We start from the raw sequence: 1678 nt of genomic DNA, 5'->3' as shown, positions 1-1678 counted from the left end.
GTGTTCTCGCTAAGTAGAGAAGTCACAATCTGCGCCATATAGAAATGTCACAGGTTGGGGAACAGCAGGGGCTGCGTGGAGCCATCGACACAGCGCAGCGCAGACCCTGCTGATGCGCTGACCTTGGGGTAGTAGACCCATGGACCCGCTGCCCTGCAGTGGGCCCGGTCATATCCTCTGCAGGAAGCTGAGCGTACCGCGTTCGCGCAACGCCTCATCACTGAGCCTGGGACCGCGCTTGAGCTTCGAGCCACCCAGTTTGCGGCGGTCGATCTTTGGCGGCGGTTCCGGTTCGGGGAACAGATGCATGGGCTGGTCACGGCGGGCTGGGGCGTCGTTGTTGCGCTTGCGGTGATGCGGCATGATTGCCTGCATCTGTTTGGCCAGCAACAACGCCGCATCCAGATGCTTGTTCTCGACAATGGCAGGCTGGTTCACCTGCCGCATCTTGTCGAACTGACGATAGGGCAGGACATGACCCTCATGCTCGATCTCCAGTCGGCCGTCGGGATATTCACAAACCGTCACCCGCTTGCGCGCCAGATTCAGGCTGACATCGTTTGGCTCTAGAATGAACATCGCCTTGTTGTAATGCAGCGTCAGCGCCGCCGTCACGGTCCGCTGCTCACGCCAGACCATGATCGCGCGCAGATCGTCATGCGGGGCGAGGGGGCGGTGCAGATCGCGGGCATCGAAGGCTGGGCGGGCAAACCGCGCATTGTGCCTGGTCCTATAGCTATCGAGAAAGGCGTTGGCGTCCTCGATCGACGAGATACCCTCCAATCGCATCGCTTTCACCAGGCGGTCCTGTAAAGTGGCGTTGGCCCTCTCGACGCGGCCCTTGGCCTGCGGCGAGTTGGCGCAGATGATCTCGATGTTCAGCGCATCCAGCGCACGGCCAAAATGCGTCATGCCATCCCCGCGTGCCGCACTGGCTTTGGCATTACGGAAAACACTGTGCTTGTCGGAATAGAACGCCACCGGCTTGCCGTGTCGCTCGATGTACGCGCGGGTCGCCTCCATATAGGCAAAGGTGCTCTCGCTCTCGACCATCTGGAGGTGCATCAGCTCGCTGGTCGCGTCGTCAATATAGACGAGAAGCGTGCATTGCGGCCCGCGATCCTCAAACCACCAGTGCTTCGAGCCGTCGATCTGGATCAGTTCACCGCGACAGTCCCGGCGATAGCGCGGCTGATATGGGCGAGGACGGCGAGCCTGACGATCCTTCCAAATCCCGGCCTCGATCATCATCTGCCGCAGCTTCTCACGCGAGATCCGGAGATCATGCCGCTCGGCCAGATACTCCGCAGCCAGGGTAGGCCCAAAATCATGATAATGGGTCCGAACCAGTGCGACAATCTGATCTCTGATAGCATCATCCAAGCGCCGGTTGCTTGGTCGACCACGGCGGCGCGACAATAGCCCGGATGATCCATCGTCAAGGTAACGCGTCAACAGTCGATGGGCGTGGCGGCGGCTGACGCTCATCAGCCTCGCTGCCTCGGTAACGGTCATGCGACCTGAAACCACATGCATCAGCGTCTCAACCCGCGAAAGCTCCTCGGTACTCATACGCAACACCGCCATGCTCAATACCTCCGAACAGCCGGAGGGCACGGTAGCCCAAGTGAGACATCTCTACTTTGCGCGACTGTGACATTTGAACGTTGCTGCTACA

General features: G+C 60.1%; 1 protein-coding gene. It reads right to left on the bottom strand.

The features are described from left to right. Window positions 1-168: 168 nt before the first annotated feature. Window positions 169-1587 carry an ISNCY family transposase gene (locus LDN95_RS23000; RefSeq protein ID WP_226019824.1) on the bottom strand — a complete coding sequence of 473 codons (1419 nt, stop codon included), beginning with the start codon at window positions 1585-1587 and terminating at the stop codon, window positions 169-171. Between the last annotated feature and the right edge of the window lie 91 nt (window positions 1588-1678).

Source organism: Novosphingobium sp. FKTRR1 (assembly GCF_020404405.1).
GTDB lineage: Bacteria > Pseudomonadota > Alphaproteobacteria > Sphingomonadales > Sphingomonadaceae > Novosphingobium.
This window is presented reverse-complemented; position numbering and strand designations above follow the sequence as displayed.